The following is a 7,286-nucleotide window of genomic DNA, read 5'->3' on the forward strand; positions in this document are numbered from 1 at the left end:
CCAGGACGGTGCTGCGGGTATGTCCTGTCAGGGATACACCGGCCCGATTCCGTCACCCAGGCGACTGACCGGAGTGCCCTCGCCCTGGCAGGGCCCGGGGTGCTTTCTGATACGCTCGCCCGGATGCCTGCCTCTCGTTCTGCCGCCTCTGCGGCCCTTCCCCAGACCCCCGCCATGAGCCCCGGGCTGGTGGTCCTGATCCTGTCTCTGTTGCTGGGTCTGCAGCCGGTGACCACCGACCTCTACCTGCCCGCCCTGCCGGCCATGAAAGAGGGCTTTGGCGCCACGATGACGCAAGCCCAACTGACGTTGTCGGCGCTTCTGCTGGCTTTCGGCTGCTCGCAACTGGCCTGGGGCCCGCTGTCGGACCGGATCGGACGCCGCCCCGTGCTGTTGATCGGCATGGTGGCCTACACCGTGTCGGCCCTGGGCTGTGCCCTGGCCACCTCGATGGAGATGCTGATCCTGGGCCGCATGGTGCAGGGGGCGGCCATGGGGGCTGGCGTGATGTGCGCCCGGGCCATCGTGCGTGACCTGTACAAGCCACTGGAAGGCGCACGGGTCATGTCCAAGGGCTTGTCCGGCCTGGGTGTGATCGCCTGCCTGAGCGCTCCCCTGGGGGGCCTGCTGTCCGACTGGATGGGCTGGCGGGCCGCCATGCTGGCCCTGGCCGTGTTCGGCGCCGCCACCCTGGGGCTGCTGGGCTGGCGCTTCAGCGAGAGCCTGGCCCAGCGCAACCCGCGTGCCACCCAGCCTTCCGTGGTGTTGCGCACCTGGGGGCAGATCCTGCGCCACCCGACCTTCATCACCTTCTCGGTGCTGACCGCGGCCTCGTATGGCGGGCTGTTCACCTTTCTGGCCTCGTCGTCCTTCGTCTTCATCAAAGTCCTGGGGCTGAGCAAGACCGCCTATGGCCTGTTGATGTGTTCGATGTCTTTTGCCTACTTTCTGGGCACGTTCATGTGCCGCTGGATGCTGCCGCGCCTGGGTCTGCGACGCAGCGTGGCCGTGGCCGGCGGGATGACCCTGCTGGGCGGCACGCTGATGGGCACACTGGCCCTGGCGGGCGTGCACCAGGGCTGGGCCATCATGCTGCCCTATTACATCTTCATGCTGGCTCACGGGGTGCACCAGCCTTGCGGGCAAAGCGGTGCCGTGGGTCCCTTCCCCCAGGCCGCCGGCGCAGCCTCGGCGCTCAATGGCTTCGGCATGATGGTGGTGGCCTTTGGGATCGGGGCTTGGCTGGGGCAGCACATGGACGGCACGATCTACCCTCTGACCCTGGGCGTCTGGTTCTGGAGCGCCTGCATCGCCCTGACCGCCTGGACACTGGTCCCCAAATACGGTGAACCGGCCGCCACCTGAGACCCCTTGCATGACGACTTCGACCCTTCCCTGCCTGGCCCTGGCAGGCCCGACCGCCTCCGGCAAGACGGCTGCCGCACTGGCTTTGGCTGCGCACCTCGCGCCCCATCATCGGATGGAGATCATCAGCGTGGATTCGGCACTGGTGTACCGGGGCATGGACATCGGCACGGCCAAGCCCAGCGCGGCCGAGCTGGCGCAGGTGCCCCATCACCTGATCGACATCCGCGACCCTTTGCAAGCCTACAGCGCCGCCGAGTTTGCCCAAGACGCGGCTGGGCTGATCCAGGCCATCCGCGCCCGCGGCGCCCTGCCGCTGCTGGTCGGGGGGACGATGTTGTACTTCAAGGCCTTGGTGGATGGACTGGACCCGATGCCCCCCGCCAACCCCGAGGTGCGTGCCGCGCTGGAGGCTGAGGCAGCCGAGCGCGGCTGGCCTGGCCTGCACGCCGAACTGGCGCGGGTGGACCCCGCCACGGCTCAGCGCCTGGCCCCGAACGATGCCCAGCGCATCCAGCGTGCGCTGGAGGTGTTCCGGGTATCGGGGCAGACGCTGTCGAGCTTTCATGCCGCACAGCACGGCGACACGACCCGGGGCCTGCCCATCGAACTGATCGCGCTGGAACCCAAGGACCGCAAATGGCTGCACCACCGCATCGAACAACGCTTTGACGCCATGCTGCAACAGGGTTTCATCGACGAGGTCTGCCGATTGCGGGCCCGCGGTGATCTGCACCCGGACCTGCCATCGATGCGCTGCGTGGGTTACCGCCAGGCCTGGGAGGCCTTGTCAGGCCAAGAACCGATGAGCGAGTTGCGCGATCGCGGCATCTTTGCCACACGCCAGCTCGCCAAGCGGCAGCTGACCTGGCTGCGCAGCATGCCTCGACGCCACACCGTGGCCTGCGATGCCCCCGACGCCCTGCCGCAGGTGCTGGCCCTGGCTGAGGCCCTGCTGCGCAAGAGCGGACAGCTGGGCTGAGGACACGAACACCATGAACGCCCCTGGCCCATCCATGACCAAGCCCGCCATCTGCGTTCAGGGCCTGGGCAAACGCTATGCTGGCGCCCCGGTGTTCGAGCACGTGAGCCTGACTGTCAGTGCCGGGGAGTTTGTCGCCATCATCGGTGAGTCTGGCGTGGGCAAGTCGACCTTGCTGAACTGCCTGGCGGCCCTGGACCACTGGGACGAAGGCCGAATCGATGTGCAAGGCACCGATCTGGCCGGGCTGGACGAAACGTCGCGCGCCCTGTGGCGACGCCAGCATGTGGGCTTTGTGTTTCAGGCCTTTCATGTGCTGCCCCACCTGGACGTGCGACAGAACGTGGCCTTGCCTTTGATGCTGTTGGGCCAAAGCGGTACGGCTGCCCAGGCCCGGGTCTCGGAGATGCTGGCGGCCGTAGGGCTGGCGGGGCTGGGCGAGCGCCTGCCACAGCAACTGAGCGGCGGCCAGTTGCAGCGCGTGGCCATAGCCCGCGCCCTGGTGCACCGGCCCGGTCTGCTGCTGGCCGATGAACCGACCGGCAACCTGGACCCGCAAACCGCCAGCCAAGTGATGGCCCTGCTGTTGCAGCAGACGCGTGAACAAGGGGCCGCGCTGGTGCTGGTCACCCACTCGGAAGCCGCTGCGGCCCAGGCCGACCGGGTGCTGCGGCTGACGGCTCAGGGCATCGCGGCCTAGCCCACGCCCCAGCGGGTGCCGCTTCACTCGATCTTGAGCCGCTGGGCGCTGCCGGCCTGACGCTTTGGAAGGGTCAGTGTGAGAACCCCGTCTTCGTACCGGGCGCGGGCCTGGCTGACGTCCACCTCGGTGGGCAGTTGGATGCTGCGAGCCACCTGACCAAAGTAGCGCTCGCTGCGCAACACCTTGCCATCGCGGGTGGCCTGATCCTGCTGCCGCACCTCGGCACTGAGGCTCAAAACCTGGCCCTCAAGGGTCACATGCAGGTCTTCTTTGGCGACACCGGGCACCTCGGCGTGCACGGTGAAGGCGGCGTCGCTTTCGGTCACGTCGACCTTGATCTGGGCCGGCGTGGGCAGCTTGTCCCCGTGCAAGGGGCGGATGTAGAAACCGGGGGCGGCATCGCGGAAAAACTCATCGAGCAGCAGGCCCCCGCGTGGGATCAGTGAATTCATGTCGAAACTCCTTCTGGTTGATGACGGGACAGGCCCATGCGGGCCCCCCGTTCAGAAAATAGGGGGTCTGCGCGGCGCATCAAGAGTGGCTTTGGGGTTCAAGACAGACCCTCGCATCCCTGTTTGATCTGGCGCAAAAAGTCGCGATGACGGGTGATGCGAAGGGTCTTGAAAGAGCTGTGCACAATGGCGGCTGATGCCACCGCCACCCCGTCACCGATCGCCCCTCTGGGCCTTGCTTTGCACTTTTTCGTGGCAAGAGTTGCGCCGTCACCCCTGGCGATCACTGGCCGCGATCGTGGCCGTGCTGCTGGGCGTGGCCCTGGCCTTTTCGGTGCATCTGATCAATGCCTCGGCGCTGGACGAGTTCTCGCAGGCCGTGCGCTCGGTCAATGGGCAGGCCGATCTGGAACTGCGCGCCGTGCGGGGAACCTTCGATGAAGCGCTGTACCCCCGGGTGGCCCAACACCCCGACACGGCCGAGGCCTCACCCGTGCTGGAGCTCAACACCTTGCTGCTCACCACACAGGCCCCGGGCGGTGTGCCCTTGCGACTGCTGGGTGTGGATGCGTTCCGCCTGGCTGGCGTGGCACCCGACCTGATCCCACGCCCCCTGGCTGGCGCAGACCGCCTGGACATCTTGCGACCTGGACGTGTTTTTCTGAATGCGGCGGCCCAGGCTCAAGTCTCCGGCGCTACCCAGGTCCAGGTCCAGACCGAGGCGGGCCCGGTGGCGCTGCAGGTCGCGGGCACGCTGGCTGTGACGGGACCAGCCACCGCCGTGATGGACATGGCCGCAGCGCAGGACTTGTTTGACCGTGTCGGCCAGTTGAGTCGCATCGACGTGCGACTGCGGGCCGGGGTGGATCACGCCGGCTACCTGGCCAAGCTGAACCTGCCCGCCAATGTGCTGGCCCATGAGCCGGCCGACGCGGGTCAACAGATTGACCAGCTGTCGCGGGCCTACCGGGTCAACCTGACGGTGCTGGCCCTGGTGGCGCTGTTCACCGGGGCTTTTCTGGTGTTTTCGGTGTTGTCGCTGAGCGTGGCACGGCGCACACGGCAGTTTGCGCTGCTGGGCGTGCTGGGCCTGCAACCCAGGGAGCGGGCCCGGTTGGTGCTGCTTGAATCCCTGCTGCTGGGCGGCGTGGGCAGTGGGCTCGGCCTGCTGGCGGGCACCGTCCTGGCGGCCCTGGCCCTGCGCTGGTTGGGCGGTGATCTGGGTGGCGGGTATTTCACCGGTGTGGCACCCAGCCTGCGGTGGAGCCCGGCCGCGGCGCTGCTGTATGGCAGCCTGGGCGTGGCCGCGGCGTTGGCAGGTGGCTGGTGGCCGGCGCGCGCCGCCGCCGCGCTGCCCCCGGCTCAATCGCTGAAAGGGTTGGGAGATGCACCCTCTGCAGCCCATGGGCGCATGGCGGGCCTGATGTTGATGGCGCTGGCCGGCGTGCTGGCCTTGTCCCCCCCCTGGTGGGGCATCCCGGTGGCGGCGTATGTGTCGGTGGGTGCACTTCTGGTGGGGGGCATCGTGCTCTTGCCCAGCCTGATGGCCGTCATCGATGGTCCACTGGCTGGGGCCCTGCAGCAACACCTGCTGCCCTTGCTGGCGGTGGAGCGCGCTCGCCGAATGCGCGGCATGGCCAGCTCGGCCATCAGCGGGGTGGTGGCCAGCCTGAGTCTGGCCGTGGCCTTGACCGTGATGATCAGCAGTTTCAGGGTCTCAGTGATCGACTGGCTGGACCTGGTGCTGCCAGCCCCGTTGTATGTACACCTGCAAGGCAGCCAGCAAGCGAGCGAAGTACTGACCTTGCCAGAAGACTGGCTGAACCAGGCGGTGGCACTGCCCTCGGTACAAGCCAGCAGTCGATTGCGGGTGCGCGCGCTGCAGCTGATGCCTGGGCGGCCCAAAGTCACCCTGATCGCCAAGGATCGGCTGGACGACTCCAAAAGCCTGCCATTGCAAGGAACGATTCTGGACACACCGACCGGCGCGATTGGGCTTTACGTGAGCGAGGCCATGGTCGACTTGTACCAGGCACGCCCTGGCGAAGACTTCGACTTGCTGGCCAAGGCTTTCCCGCATCGGGATCCGGCACCCACATCGCCGGCGACCCGCTTCTTTGTGAAAGGCATCTGGCGAGATTACGCCCGCCAGTCCGGTACGTTGGTGATGGACCGGACCGACTACCAGGCCTTGAGCGGGGACTCGCAAGTGAACGATCTGGCCCTTTGGCCACGCCCTGGCGTGCCTGAATCAGTCGTGCAAGCTGAGCTGCTGGCCCTGCCTTCCAGCCAAGGCGGCAGCAGCAGGCCGCTGGCGCTGGAGATCGCCTCCTCGGCGGAGATCCGTGAGCGATCCTTGAAGATTTTCGATCGCAGCTTTGCCGTGACCTACTGGCTGCAGGCCGTGGCCATTGGCATCGGCTTGTTTGGCGTGGCGGCCAGCTTCAGCGCCCAGGTGTTGGCACGCCGCAAAGAGTTCGGCTTGTTGACCCACCTGGGGCTCACCCGCCGGCAAATTCTGGCCGTGGTCGCCGGTGAGGGGCTGGTCTGGACCAGCATCGGTGCCGCGGCCGGACTGCTGCTGGGGCTGGCGGTGGCCGTGCTGCTGGTCAAAGTGGTGAATCCCCAGAGTTTTCACTGGAGCATGGAGTTGCATGCCCCCTGGAGCCGATTGCTGGCCCTGTGCCTGGCCACGGTCGCAGCCGGCACGGTGACGGCCTGGCTGGCGGGGCGGGCGGCGGTCAGCCGCGATGCGGTGAGCGCCGTGCGAGAAGATTGGTAAACCTTGTCACCCATGAACCCTTTGTCCAAACCGCAGATGCTGAAACGGCGTCAATTCAATGCCCTGGCCTGGAGTCTGGTGGGTGCGGGTGCCCCCATGGGGGCCCTGGCCAAGGGGCCGCCACTGTCCAGACCACCGCTGCAATTTCCAAGAGACTTTGGCAGTCATCCAGAGCAGGGCATTGAGTGGTGGTACGTGACGGGCAGCGCTCAATCCGGTTCGCGGATGTTTGGCTACCAGATCACGTTCTTCAGATCCCGCGTGCAGGGTGTGCCCAAAGGAGGTTCGGCCTTCTCCCCCCAGCAACTGGTGTTCGCCCATGCTGCGCTGACCGATGTACAGGGCAAACAGCTTTGGCATGACCAGCGCAGTGCACGCGCAGGCATGGGCTTGGCCGAAGCTGGCACCCAAGACACTGAGGTGCACTTGCACCCCTGGTCGTTTCGGCGTGTCAGCCACACCCAAGAGGGCAGCCAGTACGAAGCCCGGATTCAGAGTGACGCCTTCGAGCTGCACCTTGACTTCAAACCCAGGCAGCCACTGCTCCTGCAAGGCCTGGAGGGCTATTCTCAAAAGGGGCCTCAGGCCTCGCAATTCAGTCGCTACTACAGCGAGCCTCAGATGAGTGTGCAGGGGCACATCCAGTTGCAGGGTCAGCGCTTTGTTCTGGATGCAGGGACCGAGCACCGGGCCTGGCTGGACCACGAATGGAGCGATGAACTGATGGCCCCCGAAGCCCAGGGATGGGACTGGATGGGCCTCAATTTCCTGGATGGTTCAGCCCTCATGGCGTTCCGGATGCGCAACCGTGCCGGTGACGCGATGTGGGATGCCAGCACTTTTCGGGATGCCCAAGGCAAGCAAACCGTCACGGCGCCAGGCCAGGTGCAATTGATACCGGGCAAGCGCTGGAAAAGCCCCAAGACCCAGGTGGAGTATCCCGTTGAATGGAAGTTGGTGCTGCCAGGGCAAGCGCTCGTCGTCAAAGCCGTCATCGAGGCC

6 protein-coding genes are annotated in these 7,286 nt (G+C 66.4%); 5 read left to right on the forward strand and 1 reads right to left on the reverse strand.

The features are described from left to right. The first annotated feature begins 174 nt into the window (after positions 1-174). Genes AC07VS_RS25515 through AC07VS_RS25525 form a run of 3 tightly spaced genes read left to right on the forward strand, consistent with a single transcriptional unit; the run spans position 175 to position 3,047 of the window. On the forward strand, positions 175-1,365 hold the full coding sequence (locus AC07VS_RS25515) for a multidrug effflux MFS transporter (RefSeq protein WP_492348649.1): 1,191 nt from the start codon (positions 175-177) through the stop codon (positions 1,363-1,365). A gap of 10 nt (positions 1,366-1,375) precedes the next feature. Next, a complete protein-coding gene (gene miaA / locus AC07VS_RS25520) occupies positions 1,376-2,347 on the forward strand; it encodes a tRNA (adenosine(37)-N6)-dimethylallyltransferase MiaA (RefSeq protein WP_494752358.1) in 972 nt (323 codons plus the stop codon). A gap of 13 nt (positions 2,348-2,360) precedes the next feature. Continuing rightward, a complete protein-coding gene (locus AC07VS_RS25525) occupies positions 2,361-3,047 on the forward strand; it encodes an ABC transporter ATP-binding protein (RefSeq protein WP_494752359.1) in 687 nt (228 codons plus the stop codon). Between the two features lie 23 nt (positions 3,048-3,070). On the opposite strand, the gene AC07VS_RS25530 is transcribed toward AC07VS_RS25525, so the two are convergent. After that, on the reverse strand, positions 3,071-3,502 hold the full coding sequence (locus tag AC07VS_RS25530; protein WP_494752360.1) for an Hsp20/alpha crystallin family protein: 432 nt from the start codon (positions 3,500-3,502) through the stop codon (positions 3,071-3,073). A gap of 196 nt (positions 3,503-3,698) precedes the next feature. On the opposite strand from AC07VS_RS25530, the gene AC07VS_RS25535 reads away from it, so the two are divergent. Both AC07VS_RS25535 and AC07VS_RS25540 read left to right on the forward strand, forming a co-directional pair. Next, positions 3,699-6,284 (forward strand): FtsX-like permease family protein, encoded by a 2,586-nt coding sequence (locus AC07VS_RS25535; RefSeq protein ID WP_494752361.1) that lies wholly within the window; start codon positions 3,699-3,701, stop codon positions 6,282-6,284. Between the two features lie 12 nt (positions 6,285-6,296). Then, the coding region (locus tag AC07VS_RS25540; RefSeq protein WP_494752362.1) for a lipocalin-like domain-containing protein at positions 6,297-7,286 on the forward strand (990 nt) is incomplete at its 3' end.

The organism is Curvibacter sp. GW821-FHT01G03 (assembly GCF_059422285.1).